The 24,537-nt window shown below is 71.4% G+C and carries 18 protein-coding genes; 7 read left to right on the top strand and 11 right to left on the bottom strand.

Translation table 11 applies throughout. The annotated features are described in order from the left end of the window. Nucleotides 1-12: 12 nt before the first annotated feature. Nucleotides 13-618 (bottom strand): Uma2 family endonuclease, encoded by a 606-nt coding sequence (locus tag AB0K12_RS05575; protein WP_364555853.1) that lies wholly within the window; start codon nt 616-618, stop codon nt 13-15. A 77-nt stretch (nt 619-695) separates the two neighbouring features. Between AB0K12_RS05575 and AB0K12_RS05570 the strand changes: the two genes are divergently transcribed. Then, entirely contained in the window at nt 696-929 is a 234-nt protein-coding gene (locus tag AB0K12_RS05570; protein ID WP_364555851.1) for a hypothetical protein, read from the top strand. 103 nt (nt 930-1,032) lie between these two features. Here the strand turns inward: AB0K12_RS05570 and AB0K12_RS05565 are convergent, their stop codons facing one another. From AB0K12_RS05565 to AB0K12_RS05550, 4 genes are all read right to left on the bottom strand, one after another. Beyond that, nucleotides 1,033-2,325 carry an MFS transporter gene (locus AB0K12_RS05565; RefSeq protein ID WP_364555849.1) on the bottom strand — a complete coding sequence of 431 codons (1,293 nt, stop codon included), beginning with the start codon at nt 2,323-2,325 and terminating at the stop codon, nt 1,033-1,035. 122 nt (nt 2,326-2,447) lie between these two features. After that, the gene (locus AB0K12_RS05560; protein ID WP_364555847.1) at nt 2,448-2,798 is read right to left on the bottom strand and encodes a nuclear transport factor 2 family protein; all 351 of its coding nucleotides are present in this window, start codon (nt 2,796-2,798) and stop codon (nt 2,448-2,450) included. A 38-nt stretch (nt 2,799-2,836) separates the two neighbouring features. After that, complete coding sequence (locus tag AB0K12_RS05555) at nt 2,837-3,238, bottom strand: hypothetical protein (RefSeq protein ID WP_364555845.1); 402 nt, start codon at nt 3,236-3,238, stop codon at nt 2,837-2,839. 195 nt (nt 3,239-3,433) lie between these two features. Then, a complete protein-coding gene (locus tag AB0K12_RS05550; protein WP_364555843.1) occupies nt 3,434-5,095 on the bottom strand; it encodes a class I adenylate-forming enzyme family protein in 1,662 nt (553 codons plus the stop codon). Between the two features lie 299 nt (nt 5,096-5,394). On the opposite strand from AB0K12_RS05550, the gene AB0K12_RS05545 reads away from it, so the two are divergent. After that, a complete protein-coding gene (locus AB0K12_RS05545; protein WP_364555841.1) occupies nt 5,395-7,020 on the top strand; it encodes an endo-1,4-beta-xylanase in 1,626 nt (541 codons plus the stop codon). 179 nt (nt 7,021-7,199) lie between these two features. Next, nucleotides 7,200-10,193 (top strand): glycoside hydrolase family 38 C-terminal domain-containing protein, encoded by a 2,994-nt coding sequence (locus AB0K12_RS05540; RefSeq protein WP_364555840.1) that lies wholly within the window; start codon nt 7,200-7,202, stop codon nt 10,191-10,193. Between the two features lie 13 nt (nt 10,194-10,206). On the opposite strand, the gene AB0K12_RS05535 is transcribed toward AB0K12_RS05540, so the two are convergent. Continuing rightward, entirely contained in the window at nt 10,207-11,385 is a 1,179-nt protein-coding gene (locus AB0K12_RS05535; RefSeq protein ID WP_364555838.1) for an ROK family transcriptional regulator, read from the bottom strand. Nucleotides 11,386-11,463: 78 nt separating this feature from the next. Here AB0K12_RS05535 and AB0K12_RS05530 point away from each other — a divergent pair, with 78 nt between their 5' ends. The 4 genes from AB0K12_RS05530 to AB0K12_RS05515 all read left to right on the top strand — a co-directional run bounded on the left by AB0K12_RS05530 (nt 11,464) and on the right by AB0K12_RS05515 (nt 18,395). Then, the gene (locus AB0K12_RS05530) at nt 11,464-12,825 is read left to right on the top strand and encodes an extracellular solute-binding protein (protein ID WP_364555836.1); all 1,362 of its coding nucleotides are present in this window, start codon (nt 11,464-11,466) and stop codon (nt 12,823-12,825) included. After that, entirely contained in the window at nt 12,822-13,736 is a 915-nt protein-coding gene (locus AB0K12_RS05525; RefSeq protein ID WP_364555835.1) for a sugar ABC transporter permease, read from the top strand. Before AB0K12_RS05530 ends, AB0K12_RS05525 begins: the two co-directional genes overlap by 4 nt. After that, on the top strand, nt 13,733-14,554 hold the full coding sequence (locus AB0K12_RS05520) for a carbohydrate ABC transporter permease (protein WP_364555833.1): 822 nt from the start codon (nt 13,733-13,735) through the stop codon (nt 14,552-14,554). The genes AB0K12_RS05525 and AB0K12_RS05520 overlap by 4 nt, the downstream gene beginning before the upstream one ends. Nucleotides 14,555-14,666: 112 nt before the next feature. Beyond that, the gene (locus AB0K12_RS05515) at nt 14,667-18,395 is read left to right on the top strand and encodes a S8 family serine peptidase (protein ID WP_364555831.1); all 3,729 of its coding nucleotides are present in this window, start codon (nt 14,667-14,669) and stop codon (nt 18,393-18,395) included. A gap of 72 nt (nt 18,396-18,467) precedes the next feature. On the opposite strand, the gene AB0K12_RS05510 is transcribed toward AB0K12_RS05515, so the two are convergent. The 5 genes from AB0K12_RS05510 to AB0K12_RS05490 form a co-directional block, all read right to left on the bottom strand. Next, a complete protein-coding gene (locus AB0K12_RS05510) occupies nt 18,468-21,635 on the bottom strand; it encodes a DUF87 domain-containing protein (RefSeq protein WP_364555829.1) in 3,168 nt (1,055 codons plus the stop codon). After that, a complete protein-coding gene (locus AB0K12_RS05505) occupies nt 21,632-22,261 on the bottom strand; it encodes a hypothetical protein (protein WP_364555827.1) in 630 nt (209 codons plus the stop codon). Before AB0K12_RS05505 ends, AB0K12_RS05510 begins: the two co-directional genes overlap by 4 nt. A gap of 2 nt (nt 22,262-22,263) precedes the next feature. Further along, a complete protein-coding gene (locus tag AB0K12_RS05500; protein WP_364555825.1) occupies nt 22,264-23,256 on the bottom strand; it encodes a DUF559 domain-containing protein in 993 nt (330 codons plus the stop codon). Between the two features lie 78 nt (nt 23,257-23,334). Then, entirely contained in the window at nt 23,335-24,072 is a 738-nt protein-coding gene (locus tag AB0K12_RS05495; RefSeq protein WP_364555824.1) for a carbon-nitrogen hydrolase family protein, read from the bottom strand. Between the two features lie 4 nt (nt 24,073-24,076). Beyond that, nucleotides 24,077-24,505, bottom strand: a complete 429-nt coding sequence (locus AB0K12_RS05490) for a helix-turn-helix domain-containing protein (RefSeq protein WP_364555822.1) — start codon at nt 24,503-24,505, stop codon at nt 24,077-24,079. Between the last annotated feature and the right edge of the window lie 32 nt (nt 24,506-24,537).

The raw sequence follows: 24,537 nt of genomic DNA, 5'->3' as shown, positions 1-24,537 counted from the left end.
CCCTTTCTGGCGTCAGGGTTCGTAGAGTGTGGTGACGTCGAAGTCGATGGGGAACGGGACCGAGAGTTTGAGCCGGTCGTGGTGGATGCCGGTGACGACGTAGGACCTGGTGGTCGGGCTCAGCTCGTGGACGACGACGGTGGCCTTGCCCTGGGTCTCCTCCACCAGCCAGAAGTGGGGGATGCCTGCCTCGGCGTAGAGGACGGGCTTGCGCTTCGTGTCCCGCAATGCGGACTCCGGTGAGATCACTTCGACGGCGAGGACCACGTCTGCGGCATCGAAGTAGGTGACCTCGCTGCCGGTGAAGGTGCCGGGTGCGAGGACGATGAGGTCAGGCTCGGGGCGCTGCCTGGGGCCGAGCTTGACGCTCATCTCCTGGCGCACTTTGTGATCTGCAGGTGCGAACCTGTCCAGCTCGACGTGTAGCCGGTAGAGGACCAACGAATGGAAGTCGCGCTGGGGGGCCACGAAGACCAAGCTTCCATCGATCAACTCTGTGTGCGCAGGCAAATCCGGAAGGTGATCGAGATCTTCTGCTGCGAAGCCCTGTGGCGGAGGAAAAACCCAGTCCGGGAGCGAGGATGACGTCATCTCGGCGATCACCGCTTCGGCAGTCATGGTTGAACGCTACCAACCTATTGTGATCACGCTAGGTGAAAGTCAAGACACCGTTAAGAGCCTGAGAGGGATGGGAGATGGCGGAGCTGCTGGTGTTCGGGGAGCGGGAGGACGCCGAGGAGGTGGCGGAGACGCTGGGGGAGTGGTTTCCGGAGGTGGGGGTGCCGCGGGTGGTGCGGGAGACCTTGGCGGGGGAGGACGATGCCGAGGATGCTCAGTGGGTGGTCGTGGTCGAAGGGCTCGACGGCGCGGCCTTGAGCAAGGTCGATGAGCTGGTCGAGCGGTATGACGGGTGGCGGGAGGCGGGCTGACGGCCTCGGTCGGCCCCCTCGGTCGGCCCCCTCGGTCGGCCCCCTCGGACGGCCCCCCTCGGACGGCCCTCTCGGGCGGCCCCCTCGGACGGCCGTCTTCCGGTCAGGCGAGGGTGGCGGCTTCGCGGCGGGTTTTCTCCGCCAGGGCATGTTCGTCGGTTGTGGCGTCGTAGCGGCGGAACTTCGGCAGGGCGGTGGCCAGGCTCAGTACGGCGGCCACGCACAGCACGCCGCCCGCGCCGAGTGCGAAGCGGGTGCCGCCGAGCTGGGCCATCATGCCGGCCCGCGCGTTGCCCAGCATGGGGCCGCTGGCGTACGAGAGGAGCTCGATGCCGGCCAGGCGGCCGCGCAGCTCCGGCGGGATGGTCTGGTTCCACATCGTCATGCGGAAGATGCCGCTGATCATGTCGGCGGCGCCCGCGAACGCGATGCAGACGACGATGAGCCAGATGTTCGGGGCCACGGCGGTCAGCGCCACGGCGACGCCCCACAAGGCGGCGGCCACGATCACGCCGAGGCCGTGGCGGCGTACGCGGGCCGTCCAGCGGCCGGTGAGCGAGGCGATCAGCGCGCCGACCGCGGAGGCGGAGTAGAGCAGCCCGAGCGCCTGCGGCGCCCGCAGCTCCTCGGCGAGGAACGGGAACAGCGCGTTCGCCATCGCGAACACCATGGCGGCCATGTCCACCAGGTACGTGCCCACCAGGTCCTTGCGGCTCATCGCGTACCGCATGCCCTCGACCAGCGACGTGATCGAGGCGGGCGCCGCGTCCTCGGCAGGGGGCAGCGACCTGACCCGCCAGAGCAGGAACATCGACAGCAGGAAGGTCAGCGTGTCGAGGACGTACGCGGAGGTGACGCCCCACGACGCGACCATCAGGCCGCCCAGGGCGGGGGCCACGATGGCGCCGAAGTTCCAGCGCAGGCTCGACAGGACGGCGGCGGCGGCCTGCTGGTCGTGCTTGACGACCTGCTGCATCACCGCCTCCAGGCTGGGGCGCTGGAGTGAGCCGATGCCGGTGGAGACCGCGCCCACGACGTACAGGACCCAGATCTGCGGACTCGGCAGCATCGCGTTGATCATGAGCGCGGCGGAGGTGACCAGCAGGCCCAGCTCGCTCATCGCGATGATCTTGCGGCGGTCGAGCGCGTCGGCGATCGCGCCGCCCCACAGCCCGCACACCACCATCGGCACGAACTCCGCCAGGCTCACCAGGCCCACCGCGAGGTAGGAGTCGGTCAGCTGCTTCATCTGGTACGGCACCGCGACCATCGTGATCAGCGTGCCGAACATGGTGATGACGCCGGACCCGAAGAGCAACCGGTAGTCGCGGGAGTCGCGGAGCGGGCTGAGGTCGAGCGCGAGGTGGCGGAGCAGGCGCTTCAATGCTGATGGCACGAGTGGCAATTGTCCGTGATGGCGGCTGGCGTGGGCAAATCAATTTGGACGTCGATGCGGAAAGGCCCCGGCGACGACTCGACGGCCTCCGGGAGGCTCCCGGAGGCCGTCGCGAGGAGGGGTCAGGACGGGATCTTGTCCAGGAAGCCCAGGACGCTGCGGATGCGGCCGTCCTCGGCCAGCTCCACCGCGTCGAAGCCGGTGGCGATCGGGTCGCCGCCCTCCGGGCCGAGGTGCCAGGTGAAGCGGGCGACGTGGTGGTGGCTGTCGTACAGCTCGCCCGGGGTGAAGACGAGGCCGGGGAACATGGACTGCGCGCCCTCGATCACGGCGGCGATGGCGGCGTGGCCGGTGACGTCGGCGAGGGGGTCGGTGTAGGTGCCGTCCTCGGTCCACAGCTCGGCCACGGCCTTGGCGCGGGCCTCGGGGTCGGTCTCGTTCCAGCAGGCGAGGTAGCGGTCGACGAGGGTCATGATGGTTGTCTCCTTATTGCAGGGTCGGCATGGAAGGGTCAGCGGCTCTTGCGCAGGCCGGTGAGCTGGAGTTCGGCGAAGACGGCCACCACGAGGGCCTGGGCGACGGCCCAGACCGCGCCGATCGTGGTGAGGCCGAGTGCGCCGGTGACGACGGCGGCGACGCTGCCCAGGGTCCAGGCGACGTTCAGGGCGATGACGGCCCTGGTGCCGGTGCGGCTGATGTCGCGGCGGGTGGCGATGACGGCGACGGCGGCGCCGTACGCGAGGAGGAAGGCGCCGATGCCGCGCAGCAGGGCGGCGTCCGGGCCGAGCAGCGCGGCGACGGGGCCGGCGAAGGCGAGGTAGGCCAGCCCGTTGACGCCCGTCACGGCGGCGTCCGCGGCCAGCGCCAGGCGCAGGAACTTCGTACGGTCGGTGGTGATGGGCAGGGCGGTCATGTCGGGCTCCTTCTCGGCGACCACGGTCGTGCTGACACCGGGAACGATGTCAGGACGCGGGTAGGTGCCGCGATTACCCGGTGGGTAAGCGGGAGCGGGGAAGGGGCGTCCGAGCAGGGGGAACGCGGATGCTGTGAAGGCCGTCACACGACGACGGCTCCCCGGAGAGCACCGGGGAGCCGTCGCGGGAGCGGGTCAGGCGCCGAGGATCTCGCGGCGCAGGTGGGTCTTGAGGATCTTGCCGCCGGGGTTGCGGGGCAGCTCGCCCTCGCGGAACCAGACGTGCACCGGGATCTTGAACTTGGCGATGCGGGAGGACAGGAACTCGCGCAGCTCGTCCGGCGTGAGCGAGGCGCCGGGCGCCAGGCGGAGCACGGCGCCGACCTCCTCGCCCAGCTCGTCGTGCGGTACGCCGATCACGGCGGCGTCGTCCACCGCCGGATGCTCGAACAGGGCGGCCTCGACCTCGGCGCAGTAGACGTTCTCGCCGCCCCTGATCACCATGTCCTTGGCGCGGTCCACGATGTAGACGAAGCCGTCCTCGTCGATCTTGGCCAGGTCGCCGGTGTGCAGCCAGCCTCCGACGAACGTCTGCGCGGTCGCCTCCGGCTTGTTCCAGTAGCCGAGGATGACGTTGGGGCCGCGCACGCACAGCTCGCCGACCTCGCCGCGGGGCAGCTCGTCGCCCAGGGGATCGACGACCCGCACGTCCACCACGGGCGAGGGCAGGCCGATGCTGTCGGGCCTGGCGTGGTAGTCGGCGCCGCCGTTGCCGATGGCCAGGGCGCTGGTCTCGGTCATGCCGTAGCCGTTGGAGGGCGCGCGGTCGGGCAGGTTCGTCTTGATGCGCTCCAGCAGCTTGGGCGGGGCGGGGGCGCCGCCGTAGCCGAGGGTGGACAGCGAGGACAGGTCGTACTTGCCGAAGTCGGGGTGCGACATGAGCTGCCAGGCGTTGGTGGGCACGCCGATCATGGCGGTGACCCGCTCGCGCTCGATGAGCTGCAGCGCCTTCTCCGGGTCCCACTTGTACATCAGCACCAGGCCGCCGCCGCTGAACATCGTGGTCGTCATCGCCGAGAAGCAGCCGGTGACGTGGAAGAGCGGCACGGTCAGCAGGGTGATCCTGCGGGTGCCCGCCGCCGTGCCGACGTCCTTGCCCGCCAGGGCGACGGCGCGCATGAGGCCGTAGGCGACGGTCATGGGGGACTGGCCGATGTTGCGGTGGCTGCCGAGCGCGCCCTTGGGGTTGCCCGTCGTGCCGGAGGTGTAGAAGATCGTCGCGGGGTCGTCGGGGGCCGGCTCGACCTCGGGGAGGGAGACGTCCGCCGGGATCTCGCCGAGCACGTCGTCGAACGCGCGCGCCCCGTCCGGCACGTCGCCCCTGGCGACGATCATCGGCACGCCCGTGGAGGCCAGCCTGACCGCGCGCTCACCGTCCGCGATCAGCACCTTGGCTCCCGAGTCGGTCACGCCGTAGGCCAGCTCGGCCTCCGTCCACCAGGCGTTGAGCGGTACGGCGATGGCCCCGGCGGCCAGCACGGCCGAGAAGGAGATCACCCATTCCGGGTAGTTGCGCATGGCCACGGCCACCCGGTCGCCCTTGCTCACGCCGTAGTCCTCGACCAGCCGGCGGGCGAGGGTGGCGACGCGGCGGAAGTGGTCCTCGAAGGTGATGTGCTCGTCCTCGTAGACGAGGAAGACCTTGTCGCCGTGGAACCTGCTCATCTCCAGCAGGGCCCGGTAGTGCGGCGGGGCGTGCTTCCACGTGCGTACGCCGGTGCCGCCGATCTCCTCCATCTCGAAGAGCTGGCCGGGACCGGTGAGCTGGGCCTGGACCTGGGCGTGCGAAAGAGACATCCGCAGTACTCCCGCAGTGGACGATTGTTCCGGACAATCACAGTACCGACCGGCCGGTACGTGCGCTAGACGCTCGATCTCGGCCACTGTGGCTATGAAAGTTTCATGGCTTTGCCGATACTTTCTGCCTGCCAACTGCTCGTTTGGTCCCGGCGCCACCGCCTGGTTGACCCGCTCGCGCGCATGTCAATACCGTCTGCACCATGGTCCCATCGGGGCCGAAACTTTCGGAATCGAGTGCCTGCCTCCGGAGGTAGATGCCCGTGCGTTCGTCCTCGCTCCTCAGACCCCTCGCGTTAGTGGGGTTGCTCGCGACCTTCCTCCTCCCCACCGTCCCGGCGGAAGCATCGGCGCCGCTGCGTACGCACGCGGCCTCCAAGGGCAAGTTCATCGGTGCGGCGCTCGCCACCAGCCCCCTGTCGAACGAGACCGCCTACCGCAACATCGCGGCCACGGAGTTCAACCAGATCACCGCCGAGAACGCGATGAAGTGGGACGCCACCGAGCCCAACCAGAACCAGTTCAACTTCTCCGGCGCCGACGCCATCGTCAACTTCGCCACGCAGAACAACCAGCAGGTCCACGGCCACACGCTGATCTGGCACCAGCAGACCCCCGGCTGGGTGCAGGGCCTCGGCGCCAGCGCCATGCGCAGCGCGATCCAGAACCACATCTCGCAGGTCGTCGGCCGCTACGCCGACAACCCGGCCGTGGTCTCGTGGGACGTGGTCAACGAGGTGTTCGAAGAGAACGGCAGCATGCGGAGCTCGTTCTGGTACAACACGCTCGGCCAGAGCTACATCGCCGACGCCTTCAGGGCCGCGCGCGCCGCGGACCCCGACGCCCGGCTGTGCATCAACGACTACAACGTCGAGGGCATCAACGCCAAGAGCACGGCGATGTACAACCTGGTCTCCTCGCTGCGCCAGCAGGGCGTGCCGGTCGACTGCGTCGGCTTCCAGGGCCACCTCGCCATCCAGTACGGCTTCCCGAACGACCTGCAGCAGAACCTGGAGCGCTTCGCCGCGCTCGGCGTCCAGGTGCGCATCACCGAGCTCGACATCCGCATGCAGATGCCGCGCAACTCCTCCAAGGACGCCACCCAGGCCACCTACTACCGCAACGTCATCAACGCCTGCCTGGCGGTCACGGCCTGCGCCGGCGTGACGATCTGGGGCTTCACCGACAAGTACTCGTGGGTGCCGGACACGTTCGGCGGTGAGGGCGCCGCGCTCATCTACGACGAGAACTACCAGCAGAAGGCCTCCTACACCGCCGTGCACGACGCGCTGGCGGGCGGCACGGGCGGCAACGACACCACGCCGCCGACCACGCCGGGCACGCCGACGTCGAGCAACGTCACCTCCAACTCGGCGACGCTGTCCTGGAGCGCCTCGACCGACAGCGGCGGCAGCGGCCTGGCCGGCTACAACGTCTACCGCGAGCAGGGCGCCACGGACACGCTGCTCGGGCAGAGCACGACCGCCTCGATCAACCTGACCGGGCTGACGCCGGACACGCAATACCAGGTCTACGTGCGCGCCCGTGACGGCGCCGGCAACCTGTCCGGCAACTCGCCGGCCGTCACGTTCACGACCTCCGAGGGTCCCGTCGGCGGCGGTGGCTGCACCGCCACCGGCACCGTGCAGACCCAGTGGCAGAACGGCTACGTCGTCCAGCCGGTGACCGTCACCAACACCGGCACCTCGGCCGTCAACGGCTGGACCGTCACCTTCACGCTGCCCTCCGGGCACACGCTGGCCGGCTCGTGGAACGCGTCCCTGACCGTCAGCGGGCAGACCGTCACGGCCAGGAACGCCGGCTACAACGGCAACCTGGCGCCGAACGCCAGCACCACCTTCGGCTTCCAGGTGAACCGTCCGAACGGGAACACGCAGACGCCTTCCGGCTACACCTGCGCCTGATCGGGGATCCCCTGGGGCCTGCCCGACTGCCCGCCCGGCACCGGTAACCGCCCCAGGGGATTCTCTCCCCTTTTGAGAAGAGGGGGTGGCTTTGCCGGAAATGATGGGGATGCATAACGTGCTGTTGGCGCCCGCCCTGCCAGCGGCCGCCGTTCTCCATCTGCTGAGGAGCCTGCCTGATGCATGACGACCGCACCCTGGTCGAAGCCCGTCTGAAGCGCGTACTGACCGAGCGGATCCGCCCCGCGGTCTATCCCGAGTCGGTGCCGCTGGAGGTGGGCGTGTGGCACGCGCCGGGCGAGCCGGTGCCGGTGGCCGAAGGCCTGGCCGCGCCGCGCGAGCCGATCGCGGTCGGCACGCCGTGGGGGCCGCCGTGGGGCACGAGCTGGTTCACCGTGAGCGGCACCGTCCCCATGGAGTGGACGGGCAAGATCGTCGAAGCGGTGCTCGACCTCGGGTTCAACCCGGACAAGACGGGCTTCCAGTGCGAGGGGCTGGTCTACCGGCCCGACGGCACCCCCGTGAAGAGCCTCAACCCCCGTCAGCAGTGGGTCCGCATCGCCGGGCCCGCCGAGGGCGGCGAGGAGGTGCGCCTGCACATCGAGGCCGCCTCCAACCCGGTCATCCTCGACTACCACCCCTTCCTGCCGACCCAGCTGGGCGACAAGGAGACGGCCGGCACCGAGCCGCTCTACCGGCTGGCCCGCATGGACCTCGCCGTCTTCGACAAGACGGTGTGGGACCTGGTGATGGACCTGGAGGTGCTCGGCGAGCTGATGCAGGAGCTGCCCGTCGAGGGCGCCCGCCGCTGGGAGATCCTCCGGGCGATCGAGCGCGCGCTGGACGCCGTCGATCTGCAGGACGTGAACGGCACCGCCGCCGCGGCCAGGGCCGAGCTGACCGGTGTCCTGGCCGCGCCGGCCGTGCCGTCGGCGCACCGGATCAGCGCCGTCGGGCACGCCCACATCGACTCGGCCTGGCTGTGGCCGCTGCGCGAGACCGTGCGCAAGGTGGCCCGCACCGCCTCCAACATGACCACGCTGCTGGAGGAGGACTCCGACTTCGTCTTCGCGATGTCGCAGGCCCAGCAGTGGGCCTGGCTGAAGGAGCACCGGCCCGAGGTGTGGGCCAAGGTCGTCAAGGCGGTGGCGACCGGCCGGTTCGTGCCCGCGGGCGGCATGTGGGTGGAGTCCGACACGAACATGCCGGGCTCCGAGGCGATGGCCCGGCAGTTCGTGCACGGCAAGCGCTTCTTCATCGACGAGTTCGGGGTGGACAACGAGGAGGTGTGGCTGCCCGACACGTTCGGGTTCGCGGCCGGGCTGCCGCAGATCATCAAGGCGGCCGGGTCGAAGCGGCTGCTCACCCAGAAGATCTCGTGGAGCCAGACCAACACGTTCCCGCACCACACCTTCCTGTGGGAGGGCATCGACGGGACCAGGATCTTCACCCACTTCCCGCCCATCGACACCTACAACGCCTCCCTGCGCGGCGGCGAGCTGGCGCACGCGGCCCGCAACTTCAAGGACAAGGGCGTGGCCAGGCACTCGCTGGCCCCGACCGGGCACGGCGACGGCGGCGGCGGCACCACCCGCGAGATGGTGGCCAGGGCGGCCCGCGTCCGCGACCTGGAGGGCTCGCCCACCGTGACGTGGGAGACGCCCGCCGAGTTCTTCGACAAGGCCGAGGCCGAGTACCCGAACCCGCCGGTCTGGGTGGGCGAGCTCTACCTGGAGCTGCACCGGGCCACGCTGACCAGTCAGGCCAAGACCAAGCAGGGCAACCGGCGCAGCGAGGCGCTGCTGCGGGAGGCCGAGCTGTGGGCGGCCACGGCGGCGGTGCGGGCGGGGGCGGACTATCCGTACGAGGCGCTCGACCGGCTGTGGAAGACGGTGCTGCTGCACCAGTTCCACGACATCCTGCCCGGCTCGTCGATCGCGTGGGTGCACCGGGAGGCGCGCAGGACGTACGAGCTGGTGACCGAGGAGCTGAACGGCATCATCGGCACCGCGCAGCGCGCGCTGGCGGGCGAGCCGTCCGGCGGCACGCTGGTCTTCAACGGCGCCCCGCACGCCCGCCACGGCGTGCCCGCGGGCGGCGCCGCCCCCGAGACCCCGGCCGCCGCCGTGCGGGCGGCGCCGCGGCCCGAGGACGGGTTCGTGCTCGACGACGGGCTGCTCAGGGTCGAGATCGACGGGCGCGGGCTGGTCGTGTCGGCCTACGACCTGCGGGCCGGGCGCGAGGCCGTCGCGCCCGGGCGGGCGGCCTGCCTGCCGCAGCTGCACCCGGACTTCCCGAACAAGTGGGACGCCTGGGACGTGGACGAGTTCTACCGCAACACGGTGACCGACCTGACGGAGGCGGACGACGTGCGCCTCGACGGGGTCACGGTCGTGGTCGAGCGCTCGTTCGGGGCCTCGTCGATGGTGCAGCGGCTCACGCTCGCCGAGGGGCGGCTGGAGATCGACACCGAGGTCGACTGGCACGAGACGGAGAAGTTCCTCAAGCTGGCCTTCCCCCTCGACGTGCGCGCCGACCGGTACGCCTCCGAGAGCCAGTACGGCCACACCTTCCGCCCCACCCACACCAACACGAGCTGGGAGGCCGCCAAGTTCGAGGCCTGCAACCACCGCTTCGTGCACCTGGAGGAGCCCGGCTGGGGCGTGGCCATGGTGACCGACTCGACCTACGGCCACGACGTCACCCGCGACGTGGACGAGCACGGCACCACGACCACGCTGCGCGTCTCGCTGCTGCGCGCGCCGCGCTTCCCCGACCCCGAGACCGACCAGGGCGCGCACCGCTTCCGCCACGCGCTGGTGCCGGGCGCGGAGATCGGCGACGCCGTGCGCGAGGGGCACTTCATCAACCAGCCCGAGCGCCGCGTGCCCGGCTCCGCGCCGGTCGAGCCGCTGGTCACGGTGGACGACGACGCCGTGGTGGTGACGGCGGTGAAGCTGGCCGACGACGGCAGCGGCGACGTGGTGGTCCGCTTCCACGAGTCGCGCGGCGGCCGGGCCCGCGCCACGCTGCGTCCCGGTTTCCCCGTCGCGGAGGTCGTCAGGACCGACCTGCTGGAGCGGCCGACGGGCGAGCCCGAGCGGCCCGGCGACGCGATCGCCGTGGCGCTGCGCCCGTTCGAGCTGGTCACACTGCGCATGAAGCGGGCCTGAGCGTCCGGCGGATTCAGCCGCTGAGCAGCGTGCCGAGGCGGGGTGCGTAGGTGGCGTGGAAGACGAGGGAGGCCGCACCGATCGCGGCGGCGTCGGCCGCGATGGGTGAGGTCTCCACCCGTACGGCGTGCAGCCGCCTGGCCATCGTCCGCCCCGCCACGGCCGCCGCGATCGCCTCCCGGTAGATGCCGCCGACCTCGCGCAGCGCGGGCCCGCCCAGCACGAGCAGGTCGATGTCCAGCATGTTCACCACGCTGACGGCGGCCACGGCGAGGCGGTCGGCCACCCGCTCGATCACCGCGCGCGCCGCCGGCTCGCCGCGCGCCGCGGCCGCGCAGACGCCGGCGTGGTCGGCGCCGCCCGCGGCCGCCTCGATCGCGCTCGGGCAGCACACCGCCTCCACGCAGCCCCGGTTGCCGCAGTAGCACGCGGGCCCGTCGGGCTCGACGGTGATGTGCCCGAACTCGCCGGCGTTGAGCGAGCGCCCGCGATAGATCTGGTTGTCGAGGAACAGCCCGCCGCCGATGCCGGTGCCGAGGTAGAGGTAGGCGAAGCTGGGCGTCGAGCGCGCGATGCCGGCCCACCGCTCGCCGATCGCCGCCGCCGTGGCGTCGTTGTCGACGGTCACCGGGAAGCGGGTGTACTCCTGGAGTAACTCCTTGATCGGCGTGCCGGCCCACGCGGGCAGCCGGGGCGGGCTCACCATCACGCCGTCGCCGTCGAGCGGCCCCGGGCAGGCCAGCCCCAACCCGAGCACCTTGCCGTCCGGCACCCCCGCTTCACGCAGGATGCGCCTGGCCGCCCGCGCCATCTGCCTGACCACCGCGTCGGGCCTGGCCCGCGGGCGTACGGGCAGGTGCAGCCGGGCGACCGGGCGGCCCGCCAGGTCCGCCAGCACACACGACAGCGCCTTGGGATCGAAGTGCACGCCGACCGCGTAGCCGGCGCCGGCGTCGACCCGCAGGATGGTGGCCGGCTTGCCGCCGCGCGACGGCGCCGAGCCGTCCTCGACGACCAGGCCCTCCTCCAGCAGCCTGCGTACGATCACCGACACCGTCTGCGCCGTCAGCCCCGTCACGGACGCGACCTGGACGCGGCTGATCCCGTCGGAGGCCTGGATGGCCTCCAGCACCACGGCCCGGTTGTAGCTGCCGACCTTGGGCAGGTTGGTGCCCTGCTGCATGTGAGTCATATCACCACAGAGTGTTGACTTAGTAAATCAAAAAGACTTACGTTCTCCGCAACCCAAAGGAAACAAGGGGAGGCCGTGATGACACGTAGGCTGGCCGGTTCCCTCCTGCTGTTGACAGCGCTGACAGCAGCCGGTTGCGGCGGTGGCGCCGCCGAAGAAGCCTCAGGAACCAAGGAGCTCGAGGTTCTCTACAAGGTCGAGCCCACGTGGCCGCACCTGGAGAAGATGCTCACGGACGCGAAGAAGCAGTACGAATCCAGCCATCCCGGCGTCACGATCAAGCTCACCGGGGTGCAGGGCAACAACGAGGCCTACTACACGAAGCTGGCGCTGCTGAACCGCTCCGCGGACTCGGCGCCCGACATCTACTACCACGACACCTTCCAGGTGAACGCCGACGTCGCCGCGGGCAAGCTGGCCCCGCTCGACGAATACCTGACCAAGTGGCCCGACTGGAGCTCCCAGTTCCCCGACTCGGTCAAGGAGGCAGCGAAGGGCGCCGACGGCAAGATCTACGGCGTGCCGATCAGCACCGACACGCGCGGCCTCTGGTACCACAAGGACGTCTTCGCCAAGGCGGGACTGCCCGTGCCGTGGGAGCCGAAGACCTGGAACGACGTGCTGACCGCGGCCCGCACGATCAAGCAGAAGGTGCCGGACGCCGTCCCCTTCAGCATGTACTCCACGAAGATCCACGGCGAGGCGTCCACCATGCAGGGCTTCGAGATGCTCCTGTACGGCACCCCCGGCGGCACCCTGTACGACACCGCCCAGCAGAAGTGGGTGAGCGGCGGCAAGAACTTCACCGACGCGCTGGCCTTCATCAACACGATCTACCGCGAGGAGCTCGGCCCCAAGCAGGCCGACGCCCACAACGCCAAGCTCGCCGACAAGGTCAACCACGAGTGGTTCCCGTCCGGCAAGATCGGCATCTCCCTCGACGGCGCCTGGACGCCGTCGGCCTGGAAGGAGACCAGCACCAAGCCGTGGCCTGCCTGGCAGGAGAAGATCGGCTGGACGGCCATGCCGACGCAGAACGGCGAGGAGCCGGGCGCGGTCAGCATGTCGGGCGGCTGGGTCATGGCGATGAGCTCCTACACCAAGCTCAAGCAGGAGGCGTTCGACTTCATCACCGTGGCGATGAACAAGGAGAACGCGATGACGTACTCCGTGAGCACCGGTGACCTGGCCGTCCGCAAGGACGTCGCGGCCGACCCGAAGTACACCGCCGACAACCCGTCGGTGAAGTTCTTCACCGAGCTCGCCGAGGTGACGCACTACCGGCCCGCCTACGAGGCGTACCCGAAGGTGTCGGCGCAGATCCAGGAGGCCATGGAGGCCGTCACCACCGGCTCGCAGACGCCTGAGGAGGCCACCGCGGCCTACGCCAAGGCGCTGCCCGGCGCGGTCGGAGGCCCCGACAAGGTCGTCGCCAAATGACGGTCGCCACGGCGCCGTCCCCGCCCGTGACGGGCACGCCTGCGGGCGGCCCGTCACGGCGGCGGGTCATGCGCTGGCTGCTGCCCCTGGGCCCGGCGCTGGTGCTGCTGGCGCTGTTCCTCGCGGGGCCCATCCTGTGGAGCGTCTACATCGCGTTCACCAACGAGACCCTGACCGGCTCGGCCTCGGTGAACTCGCAGTTCGTCGGGCTGGACAACTTCGTCAAGCTCTTCGACGACCCGAACTTCATCAACTCGTTCCTGCTCACGTTCGTCTTCGTGATCGGCTCGGCCGTCATCGGCCAGAACACGCTGGGCCTGATCATCGCGCTGCTGATGCGCGGGCGCGGCAGGGTGACGCGCAGCACGGTCAACGGCGTGGTCATCGCGGCCTGGGTGATGCCCGAGATCGTGGCGGCGGCCTGCTGGTTCTCCTTCCTCGCCGAGGAGGGCACGCTCAACACCGTGCTCGGCATCTCGCAGGAGTGGCTCTACACCGCGCCGATGCTGGCGGTGATCCTGGCCAACGTCTGGCGCGGCACCGCGTTCTCGATGCTGGTCTACTCGGCGGCGCTGTCGGAGGTGCCGAAGGACCTCGTGGAGGCGGCGGCGGTGGACGGCGCGGGCCCCGGCAAGCGGCTGCTGCACATCACGCTGCCGCTGATCCGGCGCTCGATCATGTCGAACCTGATGCTGATCACGCTGCAGACGCTGGCCAGCTTCGGGCTCATCTACGCCCTGACCGGCGGCGGTCCTGGCACGGCCAGCCAGACGACCCCGCTCTACATGTACGAGCAGGCGTTCCGCTACTTCGAGATCGGCTACGGCTCGGCCATCGCGCTGGTCATGCTGGTCATCGGAGCCCTGTTCTCGCTGATCTACCTGCGTCTGATCAAGGTGGAGGACGCATGACCAGACTCGCCGCGAGGGGCGCGGCCACGCTGTCGCTGCTGGTGATCGCGCTGGCGTTCCTGGGGCCCTTCATCTGGGTGCTCATCGCCTCGGTGCAGCCGGAGGCGACGCTGGCCGCCGCGCCGACCCTGACCTTCTCCCTCGCCAACTTCAAGGCCGTGCTGACCTGGGAGACGATCGTGCTCCCGCTGATCAACTCGGTCGTCATCTCGGGCTCGACGGCGCTGCTGACGGTGGTGGTGGCCGGGCTCGCGGCCTATCCGCTCTCGCGCTACCAGCTGCGCTACCGCCGCCACTTCATGCTGACGCTGCTGTTCACCACGGGCCTGCCGATGACGGCGATCCTGGTGCCGGTCTACGCGATGTTCTTCCGGTTCAACCTGTACGGCTCGGTCCCGGCGATGGTGCTGTTCCTGACCGCCAGCTCGCTGCCGTTCTCCATCTGGATGATGAAGAACTTCATGGACGGCGTGCCGGTCAGCCTGGAGGAGGCCGCCTGGGTGGACGGCGCCGGATGGGTGCAGTCGCTGCGCGCCGTGGTGGGGCCGCTGATGGCGCCGGGCATCGCGGTGGTGGCGATCTTCGTCTTCGTCGGGCAGTGGGGCAACTTCTTCGCGCCGTTCGTGCTGCTGGACGCGCCGGACAAGCAGCCGGCCGCGGTGACCATCTACACGTTCTTCTCGCAGTACGGGCAGGTCGCCTACGGGCAGCTGGCCGCGTTCTCGATCCTCTACACGGCGCCCGCGGTGATCCTCTACGTGGCGGTCAACAAGTACCTCGCGGGGTCGTTCAACCTCGGCGGTGCGACGAAGGGGTAGCTGGCGGATTCACGACAAGTCAGGATGTGGCCACCTCCATTTCATGGACACCGCAGTTCGGGACCACTAGAAATCCGGTATTCGTGCTTACCGATTCTCTGGAGGTCGTCCCATGCTGCGTGGCTTAAGCCGGTTGAAGTGGGGGTCGGCGCTCGCGCTCCCCACGGTCATGGCGGCCGCGCTGCTCGCGGCGCCCGCCGCGTACGCCGAAAGCGCCGGGCCCTTCACGGCCGCGGCGGCGAGCGACGAGATCACCCTGATCACCGGCGACCGGGTGCGGGTGCGCGAGGTGGACGGCGGCCACCACGCGGTCACCGTCACGCCCGTCCCGCGCGCCGACGGCTCCGTGCCCACCTTCCAGGTGATGGAGACCGAGCGCGGCGTCACCGTCATCCCCGACGACGTCGCGAGCCTGGTGCCGGGCCGGCTCGACCCGGCGCTGTTCGACGTGACGGCGCTGGCCGAGCAGGACTTCGGCGCCGCCATCCCGCTCATCCTCACCTACGGCGCCAACGCCCCCAAGGCGGCCGTGCCCGCCGCCCGGCAGGAGCGCACGCTGGAGAGCATCGGCGGCGCCGGTGTGTCGGTCGCCGCGTCCGACGCCCCCGCGTTCGGCGCCCGGCTCGCCGCGCTGGCCGCCCCATCGCCGCAGGCCCGCGCGGCGGGGGCGCTGGCCGGCGTCGAGAAGATCTGGCTCGACCGCAAGGTCAAGCCCGCGCTGACGGAGAGCGTGCCGCAGATCGGCGCCCCCGCCGCGTGGGCCGCCGGGCACGACGGCGCCGGCACCACCGTGGCCGTGCTCGACACCGGCGTCGACGCCACCCACCCCGACCTCACCGGCAAGGTGGCCGGGCAGCGCGACTTCACCGGCGAGAACGCCACCGGCGACCCCCACGGCCACGGCACCCACGTCGCGGACACGATCGCGGGCGCGGGCGTGGACGGCGGCAAGGGCGTCGCGCCGGGCGCGCGGCTGCTCAACGGCCGCGTCCTGGCCGCCGACGGCTACGGCCAGCTGTCCTGGATCATCGACGGCATGGAGTGGGCGGCCGGCGAGCAGCACGCCCAGATCGTCAACATGAGCCTCGGCAGCCCCGAGGCGGGCGGCCCGCTCACCGAGGCGCTGTCCACGCTGACGCGGGAGTACGGCACCCTGTTCGTGGTCGCGGCCGGGAACGACGGCTGCGAGTCCTGCGTCGGCTCGCCCGGCGACGCCCCCGAGGCGCTGACCGTCGGCGCCGTGGACAAGCAGGACAAGCTGGCCCCCTTCTCCAGCCGCGGCCCGATCACCGCCACCCAGGCGGTCAAGCCCGAGGTGACCGCGCCCGGCGTGGACATCATCGCCGCCAAGACCGGCGGCGGGCTGGTCTCCATGTCCGGCACCTCGATGGCCACCCCGCACGTCGCGGGCGCGGCTGCGCTGCTGCGCCAGGCCCGTCCCGGCCTCACCGGCGGCGAGCTGAAGGCGCTGCTCACGGCCACCGCCAAGCCGGGCCAGGACATCCCCGTGGACGCCCAGGGCCTGGGCCGCATCGACGTGGCCGCCGCGCTGCAGAGCACGGTCGTCGCCTCGACCGGCACGCTCGACTTCGGCAGGAACGACGAGGGCGCGGCCAAGACGCTCACGATCGGCTACCGCAACCTCGGCGACCAGCCCGCCGACCTCGACCTGAGCGCCGGTGACGCGTTCACCGTCGAACCCGCCAGGCTCACCGTCCCCGCCGGCGGCACCGCGGAGGCCAAGGTCACGCTCAAGGCCGACCGGCCCGGCGTGCTGCGCCAGGAGCTCGTCGCGGGCGCCGCCCGCACGCTGCTGACCGGCAGCGTCGAGGAGGAGAAGGTCGAGCTGCGGGTACGCGGCATCGCCAGGGACGGCAGGACAGGCCGCGGCGGCTTCACCGTGCTCAACCTGGACGAGGGCACCCTCGTCGGCCGCGTACTGCCCGGCGACCCCGCCCAGCCCTGCACCGACGCCAAGTACGGCTCGGGCACCTGCCTGCTGGTCAAGCCCGGCACCTACTCCGTGCTCGGCCACATCTTCACCATGCCCGCCACGCAGGACAGCACCGCCACCGGCGACCCGCTCAACGAGAGCCTGGTCGGCGACCCCGAGATGAAGATCACCAAGGATACCGAGGTCGTCCTGGACGCCCGCAAGGCCGTCGAGGTCAAGGTCGAGACCCCCGACCACGAGACCAAGCGCAACACCGGCGCCGCCGCCGCGATCAAGTGGTACCGGGCCGGCGAGCAGGGCACCGCGCTGCGCGGCGGCACCACGATCACGCCCGGCGGGCAGATCGAGGAACGCCTGTTCATCCAGCCCACCAGGAAGGTCACCAAGGGCACGTTCGTCGTCGCCACCCGCTGGCGGCTCACCGCGCCCGAGATCGCCTTCTCCACCCTCGGGCTGAAGCTCGACCCCCAGTACGTCGACCCCGTGCAGTTCAGCGACTACGCCACCGAGTACCCCCGGCTCGACGGCACCCGCCTGCTCCTCGCCGTGGACGCCGGACGCGGCAGCGCCGCCGAGATCAAGGCCCGCGACCTGCGCGGCAAGCTCGCCGTCATCCGCCGCACCGCCGGCGTGCCGGTCTCCACGCAGGCCAATGCCGCCGCCGCGGCCGGCGCCGCGATGGTCGCCGTCTACAGCGACCAGCCCGGCCCCGACGCCACCACCGGCGGCAACGGCGTCAAGCTGGCCGTCCCGACCGTGCGGCTCACCCACGAGGAGGGGCTGCAGCTCGTCCAGCGGGCGCGCCACCTGCCCGTGCTGATCGTCGCCAAGGGCATCGTGGCCAGTCCCTACGTGTACGACCTGTACCTGCGCGAGAAGGGGCGGGTGCCGGACAAGCTCACGTACAAGGTGAGGTCGAAGTCGCTGGCCAGGATCGAGACCGGCTACCACAGCCAGCTCTCCGACGACGTGACCGTCAACGAGGCGCGCTTCGTCTTCGAGCCCTGGGACACCTCGTCCATCTCGACGAACCACCCCATGGCGAAGACGCCGCGCACCCGCACCGAGTACGTCACCCCGGACCCTGAAGTGGTGTGGACCTCGTCGGCGATCACGCCGGAGCGGGCGTACAACAACCTGTGGCCGCACCCCGACACGCCGCGGATCTCGCTGTCGTCGCCGGAGTTCCGGGCGTACAAGGCGGGGGAGCGGGTCAGCCGCACCGCGTTCAAGCAGCCGCTGCTGCCCGGCTTCAACCCGCGCAACCCGACGCGCAGGGAGGGCGACAAGCTGTACCTGTCGCCGCAGGGCTTCGTGGACGCCCAGGGCAACTTCGGCGACGCGTACACCAGCGACTTCGAGCACGGGCTGAAGACCGACTTCCGGCTCTACCAGGGCGACGAGCTGCTGTGGCAGACCAACTACCTGCCCTCGGGGTCGGGGACGCTGCCCGCCGAGAAGGAGACGTACCGGATCACGTACGACGTCGCCAACGAGGCCGAGTGGGCGAAGCTGGCCGTCCGGACGCGCGGCGAGTGGACGTTCGGCTCCGAGCACGCCGCCGAGCCGGCCGTGGTGCCCCTGCTGCTGGCCTCCTTCGACGCACCGGTCGACCTGAAGAACCGGGCCGGAGCCCGCAAGCTCGGGCTCACCCTGCGCCACCAGGAGGGCGCCGAGCGGAGCGCGATCAAGGACGTGTCGCTGGAGGTGTCGTACGACGACGGCGCCACCTGGAAGAGCGCCCGGCTGCGCGCCAAGGGCGAGGGCCGCTACGAGACGTCGCTCAGCCAGTCGCGGTCCGGGTTCGTCTCGCTGCGGCTGCGGGCCTCCGACGTCGAGGGCAACGCGGTGGCGCAGGAGGTGATCCGCGCCTACGCCCTGCGCTGATCCGTGGAAAGGGGAGCGCCTGACGGGCGCTCCCGGTTGAGGGGGAGCGCCGCACCGGCGCTCCCCCTTTCGTCATGCCCGGCTCTTCTCGATGACCTCCTCCGTCGTCAGCGGCGACTTCGGGTGCCACGTCAGGCACATCGGGACGCGCGTCTTGGTGAACGCGCTCTCCTCGGACGCCACGTAGAACTGGCCCGCGCCGAGCCGGGAGATGTCCGGCACGTCGCCGCCCTTCTGCTTGGCCATCTCCTTGGCCGCCGTGATCTGGATCGGGGCGTTCAGCAGGCCGAAGAACTGCGTGGCCGCGTTGCCCGGGATCTGGTTGTGCAGGCCCTTCGGGGCCTGGGTGGCGAAGACCAGGCCGAGGCCGTACTTGCGGGCCTGCGAGGCCAGCAGCACCGTGCTGCGGGTGGAGGCCGCGGTGCCCGTCGCCGGGGCGAACGTCTGCGCCTCGTCCGTCACCAGCAGCGCGCCCAGCGGCCGGTCCTGCGCCGGGTGCCGCTTGAACCAGACGAACAGCTCCATCTGCAGCTGGCTCACGAAGCTCTGCCGCTGCTCCAGCGACGGCAGGCCGACCAGGCTGATCACCGACACCCTGGCCCGCCTCCCCTCGGGCGGCGTGATCAGCAGGCCCGGGTCCACCGGCGTGCCCGTCCCGCCGAACAGCGGGTCGTTGTCCATCGCGGCGGTCAGCGACTGGGCCAGCTCGGCGCCGATGCGCTGGGCGCCGGCCAGCTCGCTCACGCCGTCGGGCAGGTCGGACAGCAGCGCGGCCAGGCCCTTGAGGCTGGTCGCGCCCCGGCGGCCGTAGTACGCGAGCGCCTTGCGCAGCACCGCCTGGCCGCGCTGCGCCTTCTCCGTACGGGCGTCCAGCCTGATGCGCGGCACGATGAACGACACCGCCGCCTCCACCGCCTCCGCGAACTCGTCGGGGTCGTTCGCGAGGCCCGTGAAGTCGGGCAGCGGCTGGAAGGCCAGCGGGCGGCCGCCCGCGCGGCCCGGCGTCCACACCACCACGTCGGTGTTGTCCAGGTACTCCCGCGCCCGCTCCCGGTCACCCGCCTCCCACCCCGGCGGCTCCTCCGGCCAGGGGTCGCCGAGTCTGGCCAGGTCGTTGTTCGGGTCTATGACGATGGCGGACACGCCGCGCAGCGCACACTCCTCGACCAGCCGCCGGATGAGCACGGTCTTGCCGGACCCGGACCCGGCGAAGATCGTCACATGCTTCCTGAGCGCTTCCAGCCCCACACTCACGGCCACCCCATCGGGGATCCGCCGCCCGACGCTCAAGGACAGCGCGCCGCCCCCGTCCCCTGGCCGCGCGCGGACCGGGCCCGCGGCCGATTCCGCTGTTGGCCCCGCCTCCGGGCCCTGCGGTGTGGTCTGTGAGGGTGCGGTATGTGAGGGTGCGGTCTGTGAGGGTGCGGCGGGAACGGTCCAGTGCCCGGTCAGGGCCTCGGTGAGGAAGGGGATCGCTTTCGTGGGGCGGCGGGATGTGAGCCAAGCTCGCAGGTCCGGGGGGTTCTCCGCCAGCAAAGCCTTCAGGGCCGCGAGGACGCGGAGGTCGTCGGCGGTCCAGCTCAGGGTGCGGCCGCCGGCTCGTTCGAAGGCGGCGATCGCGGCCTGGGTGGCCGCGCCCTTCGACCAGGGTGCGTTGCGGAGCAGGAACAGGTGGCGTTTCGGGACGTCGGCGTCCAGGCCGGCGGCCACGCACGCCTTGCGCACCCGGTTGAGCGCCGCGTTGCCGTGCCCCGCGGTGACGGCGCGAAAGGCCCAGTGGACCTCGTCCTCCCTGGCCTCGTCCAGCGTGCGGCGCAGCCGGGCGTGCAGGGGCGGCTTCTGGCTGGGCGGAGGGTCCACGCCGAACGCCGTCCCCGCCTCGCCCCGCTCGGCGATCCAAGCCGCCAGCCCGGCCGCGAGCAGCGGGGGCATGGCGGTGTCCTCGCTCGCCTGGTCGATCACCGGGGCGGGCCCGGCGTCGCGCAGCTCGGCGAAGCGGGCGTCGATCGCGGCCAGGGCGCCGGAGGAGGGCGGCGCGGGCACGGGCGCCGGCTCAGGCCGGTCGGTGGTGAAGCCGGTGAGCTCCCTGACCTCGCCGTCCTGGACGCAGGCACGTACGTGCTGGTCGATGCGGATGAGGAGCTGGCGCGGCGTGAAGCCGGGAGCCTGCTCGAACGCCTCGGGACGCACCGGCCACGTCGGGTAGGGCGGCTTGACGCCGGCCTCGCCGTACTGCACCTCGAACCGGCGCGCCACGAGGGCCCGCGCGGTGCCGGTGTCGGGGATGGTCATGAGCTGGACGGCCTGACGGAACCGGTCGCGTACGGTGTCGACGGCCACGTTCTCGATGAGCGCCCACGTGGCGGGGATGCAGGTGACCACGGTGAGCGTCCGCCGGGCGACCTCGCGCAACGCCATGAGCCCGCCCGCGATGCGCTCGATCAGCAGCGCCTCGCCCGGGTCGAGCCCGCCGCTCTGAGTCGCCGTCGAGGACTGCGCGACCAGCGGGTCGATCTGGTCCACCGCGATGACCGTCGGGCCGGTGAGCGCGAGCAGGCGGGAGACGTCCCTGACGATCTCCTGCGGTGTCCTGCCGACCTGGCGGATGCCCCACCGCGCCCGCTCGCCCGGCTCGCCCTCGGGAGCCGACGACAGGAACGCCTCGCCCAGGTCCTGCAGCGCGAGGTCCTCGCCGGCCAGCAGCACCAGCGCCCGCGCCGCGTCCTGGCAGTCCTTGCCGACCTGGGGGTGCGACTGGCGCAGCCGGGTGATGAACGTGTCGAGCTCCTCCCTGGTGATGCGCCGCTTGCCGGTGACGGCGCGGCGGGTCATGCGGGAGACGCCCACCTGGCCGGCCAGCCGGTCGAGGAACACCGCGAGCTGCACCTGCCCGTCCTCGCGCGGCCGGAACAGGCTGTCCAGGATCGACACCACGGTGCTCTCCCAGAAGCCCTTGGCGTCGAGCAGGCTCACCAGCACGAAGTAGCCGCCCTGGCGCTGGGCCTGCTCGCGTACCCAGCCGAGCAGGTGCGTCTTGCCGGTGCCGCGCTGCCCCTGCACGACGACGCCGATGGGGCTGCCGTCCGCGCGTCCCGCCGCCTCGGCCAGGCCGTCCAGGACGATCTGGGCGGACGCGCCGTGCAGCCCCTCCACGTGGTACTCGGAGCGGCGCCACACGTCGTCGGCGCTCTCGGTGTAGTTGAAGCTGAGCGCGGCGAGGTCCTGTGCGCCGCCCGTCACCGCGGACCGATCCAGAGCAGGTGCTTGGCCTGGTCGCCGATGACCACGGCGGCGTCGCGGTCGCGCGGGCCGAGCGTCTTCTGGTTCGACTCGGGGACGAGGTTGACGTCGGGGAGGCGCTCCATGCGGACGAGCGTCGCGTCCACGTCGGCGCGCGGCACGCCGGGCAGGCGGTCGCGGACGTCCGTCAGGCTGACCCACGCGCCGGGCCGGGCGGCGATCGCGGTGTACGCGGCCCTGATGCGCTCCTCGACGTCAGCGGCCTCGGCCGGATCGTCGGGCTGGAGCACGTCGGCCAGGCTCTGATCGGTACGCCGCATGTAGCGCGGCAGCCACCCCAGTAACGCGATCGCCATCGCGCCGGCCGAGCCGCTCATCGCCGGGAACGTTCCCGTGCCGAGGTCCTCGGCGAGGCGCGCCCACCCGGAGTCGGTCAGCGTGTGGGAGTACCCCCGTCCCACCCGCCGGCTCTCGACCAGCTTCATGTCGTTGAGCCGCAGCCTTCGAGGCCCGTCGAGCGACAGCTTGTACCGCTGTTTCAGCTCGGTGTTGGGCACCTCGCGGGCCTCGACGGCCAGCACGACCAGGGCGGCGAATTCGGGAAGCGACAGCCCGTTGCTCGGCATCTTCATCCTTCCGTCCCGCGGCGGTTCCGCAGGAACCGCGCGATCGAGTTGATCACGGTAGTGGTGTCGGTCAACACCTGAACATCGAGGAAGCGCAGCACGGCGTAACCGTCGAGTTGCAGCCGCACGTCGCGGGCCCGGTCGGCGGCGAACTTGGCGGCCTGCCGGTGGTCGTCGCCGTCGATCTCCACGACGCACCGCTCCCGCTCCCACACCAGGTCGAGCCGGATCGGCACGGCCAGCGGATGCGGCTGGTACGTCTGATTCCACGCCCGCCCGTACGCCCACGCCTGCCGGGAAAGCGCCGCCTCCAGCGCCTGCTCACCGGGACTGCCGGGATGCGGCCGCCCGACCGGCGCCGGGTACGACACCCGCGGCGGCTCGGGGACGACGGGGACGGTGAGAGCCGGAAGAAGCGGCTTGACCGTCTCCAGCCGATCGACGGCATCCAGCGGCGCGCCCGTCAGCCACACCCCCAGTGACCCCCGGTGCGCCAGCCACTCGCATGCGGCGACCAGCACCTCCTGCCCGGCGGCGGTCAGCCCCTCGGGGACGCGGACCAGCAAGGCGGTGCGGCTCCTGCCGAAGCTGTCGGCCAGCGCCCTGGCGAGCCCGGCCGCCCGCGCCTCGGGGCGTAACCCGCTGGGCCCGCCCGTCAGCGCCCGCTCGGCCAGCTCGGCCAGGAACGGTCCATGATGCTCGCTCGCGGCGGCCCTGCGCAGCGCCAGGGCGCGGACGGCGGGCAGGTGCGCGCCGCCCGGCCCCTCGATGCCCTCGGCCCCCGGTAACCAGGCGGGGAACAGCGCGATCGCCGCCGCGTCCAGCTCGTCGAGCACGGCGGCGACCAGCCCGGAGACGGAGGTCACCGGGCCTGGCCGGTAGGTGAGGATGGCGGGGGCGTCCGGCGGCAGCGGGTCGATGCTCACGGCGATCGCCTCGGCGTCCGCGCCGAGGCGGACCACCCGGCCGACCGGCAGCTCTGACCACGACCGCACAGGACACCATTCCATCGAGCATTCAAGGGGCAGCAGCGACCGTATCGGGCCGCCGCCCCGGCTGTCAGCCCCTCAGTGTCAGCGGAAGCCGCGGGCCGCGCGGTCGGAGCGGAAGGCGTCCAGGCGGGCGAAGTCCAGCTCGTGGACCGAGACGGGCGCGTCGGGCGGGCCGGTGAAGAAGCCCGTGTGCGTCTCCGGGCAGGGGTTCGCCAGGCCGGTCACGCCCGCGCAGGGATGCCCGTGGTAGGTGGTCTCGTGGTGCCAGTCGCTGACCGCCACGTACGTCATGAACTCGTACGCCCGCGCCACGCTCATGTGCTGCCACAGCTCCCTGGCAGGGGCGGGGCCGTCCCAGCGGGTGACGGAGAAGGCGGGCACCAGCACGGCGTCGAGGCCGTCGCGCCCGGCCAGGCCGGCGGAATACCACAGGTCGGCGCAGAGCAGCACGTGCAGCCGGCGGCCGGCCAGCTCGAAACCGGCGCTCGGGCGGCCGGGCCGGATGCCGGAGCGCAGCTCCAGCCCGTACGGGTGCACCTTGTCGTACTCCAGCAGCAGCGTGCCGCCCGCGTCGAAGACCGCGCCCCGGTTGACCGGGCCGTCGTAGTGCGAGCCGCCGACGACCGCCATGCCGGTGCCGGTGGCGAGGTCGCGCACCCTGGCGAGGTAGTCGGCGCGGGGCAGGCTGGAGCCGGCCAGCTCGGGCAGCAGCAGCACGTCGGCGGGGGAGCCGGAGGAGCCGATCAGGGTCTCGGCGGCGTCGAAGTTGGCGTGACCGTCGGGGGACCAGTGCGGGGGCTGGACTAAAAGGATCTTCACGTGACTACTGTGGCTCGTGCACGCGCAGCGCGGCCATGTCCTCGGCCTGCACCGGCTTGTTGCAGCTCGCGCAGACCGTGACGGGCTCCAGCACCTTGCCGCAGTTGTGGGCCCAGACGGTGGGCGGCGGGCCGTCGGTGGCGTAGCGGTCGCCCCACGACATCAGCGTCAGCAGCACCTCGTGCAGCGCCCGGCCCGACTCGGTGAGCACGTACTCGTGGCGTGGCGGACGCGACGCGTACGGCCGGCGTTCGAGCAGACCGGCCTCCTCCAGCTTGCGCAGCCTGGCGGTCAGGATGTCGCGGCTGGCGCCGGTGTTGCGGGCGATCTGGTCGAAGCGGCGCACGCCCAGGAAGATCTCCCGCAGCGCCAGCAGGCTCCACCGCTCGCCGACGACTTCGAGCGCGTTGGCGATCGAGCATTGTCTGGGCATGACCACCCCTCCCACCTGTAAGTCCGGAATTC

The sequence above is a fragment of the Nonomuraea sp. NPDC049419 genome, assembly GCF_040676995.1.
Taxonomy (GTDB): Bacteria; Actinomycetota; Actinomycetes; order Streptosporangiales; family Streptosporangiaceae; genus Nonomuraea; species Nonomuraea salmonea.
This window is presented reverse-complemented; position numbering and strand designations above follow the sequence as displayed.

What these genes read in the sequence shown, in the direction of transcription:
- AB0K12_RS05520 (WP_364555833.1), top strand. Translation starts at nt 13,733, where the DNA reads ATGACCAGACTCGCCGCGAGGGGCGCGGCCACGCTGTCGCTGCTGGTG.
- AB0K12_RS05540 (WP_364555840.1), top strand. Translation starts at nt 7,200, where the DNA reads ATGCATGACGACCGCACCCTGGTCGAAGCCCGTCTGAAGCGCGTACTG.
- AB0K12_RS05525 (WP_364555835.1), top strand. Translation starts at nt 12,822, where the DNA reads ATGACGGTCGCCACGGCGCCGTCCCCGCCCGTGACGGGCACGCCTGCG.
- AB0K12_RS05515 (WP_364555831.1), top strand. Translation starts at nt 14,667, where the DNA reads ATGCTGCGTGGCTTAAGCCGGTTGAAGTGGGGGTCGGCGCTCGCGCTC.
- AB0K12_RS05505 (WP_364555827.1), bottom strand. Translation starts at nt 22,261, where the DNA reads ATGCCGAGCAACGGGCTGTCGCTTCCCGAATTCGCCGCCCTGGTCGTG.
- AB0K12_RS05490 (WP_364555822.1), bottom strand. Translation starts at nt 24,505, where the DNA reads ATGCCCAGACAATGCTCGATCGCCAACGCGCTCGAAGTCGTCGGCGAG.
- AB0K12_RS05535 (WP_364555838.1), bottom strand. Translation starts at nt 11,385, where the DNA reads ATGACTCACATGCAGCAGGGCACCAACCTGCCCAAGGTCGGCAGCTAC.
- AB0K12_RS05530 (WP_364555836.1), top strand. Translation starts at nt 11,464, where the DNA reads ATGACACGTAGGCTGGCCGGTTCCCTCCTGCTGTTGACAGCGCTGACA.
- AB0K12_RS05560 (WP_364555847.1), bottom strand. Translation starts at nt 2,798, where the DNA reads ATGACCCTCGTCGACCGCTACCTCGCCTGCTGGAACGAGACCGACCCC.
- AB0K12_RS05555 (WP_364555845.1), bottom strand. Translation starts at nt 3,238, where the DNA reads ATGACCGCCCTGCCCATCACCACCGACCGTACGAAGTTCCTGCGCCTG.
- AB0K12_RS05550 (WP_364555843.1), bottom strand. Translation starts at nt 5,095, where the DNA reads ATGTCTCTTTCGCACGCCCAGGTCCAGGCCCAGCTCACCGGTCCCGGC.
- AB0K12_RS05575 (WP_364555853.1), bottom strand. Translation starts at nt 618, where the DNA reads ATGACTGCCGAAGCGGTGATCGCCGAGATGACGTCATCCTCGCTCCCG.
- AB0K12_RS05570 (WP_364555851.1), top strand. Translation starts at nt 696, where the DNA reads ATGGCGGAGCTGCTGGTGTTCGGGGAGCGGGAGGACGCCGAGGAGGTG.